The sequence below is a fragment of the Sphingomonas pollutisoli genome (assembly GCF_029167165.1).
GTDB classification, from domain to species: Bacteria; Pseudomonadota; Alphaproteobacteria; order Sphingomonadales; family Sphingomonadaceae; genus Sphingomonas; species Sphingomonas pollutisoli.
Map to the genome: position 1 here is coordinate 1 of NZ_JARFNJ010000067.1, position 566 is coordinate 566.

Below are 566 nucleotides of genomic sequence, written 5' to 3' on the forward strand. Positions count from 1 at the left end.
CTGGGCCTGCTGAGAGACCTGAGTCGCCTCGGTAATGAGGAGCCCGGCGCTCGCGCGCTGGGCATAATAGTCCGCCGCAAACGCGCTGGGCACGAGGCCAACTCCGGCGCGGTTGCGCGTCAGCGGCGCCATGACGATGCGGTTCGTCAGCGTGAGGCCGCCGAGGTCGTAGGAATTGAACAGGTCCGTCTGGGTCATTGTCTCGATCTTTCGTTGTGATGATAGGTGTAGCGCGACGATTACGGAGTCCGGTCGGCGTCAATTTTGATGGCCGATAGGTGGCCGCGCCGGTTGGTGAATTCTGGCTACCATTTGCTGTTGCGAGGAGCAACCGTCGAGCGACAATTACGACGCTGGGTAATTGTCGCTGGCGCTGGCCGGAAGCGAGGGTTTGAAGCGCATGGGATGGTTGGCATGTAATTGCCGCTGGCGACAATTACCCGTTGCCTCAGCAAGGGTGCTCCCGAGCGCGAAGCCAGCGACAATTATGATGGCCGGTCCGGGGCGCCATTGGGCGGGTCGTAATCGCCGGCGTTGATGCGGGCGACGGCGGAACGCTTGCGGTA

General features: G+C 62.2%; 1 protein-coding gene. It reads right to left on the bottom strand.

Features of this window, described 5'->3' with window-relative positions:
- A partial coding sequence (locus PX554_RS26585) for an oxidoreductase (protein ID WP_476712856.1) occupies nt 1–198 on the bottom strand: 198 nt, incomplete at its 3' end.
- Nucleotides 199–566: the final 368 nt, after the last annotated feature.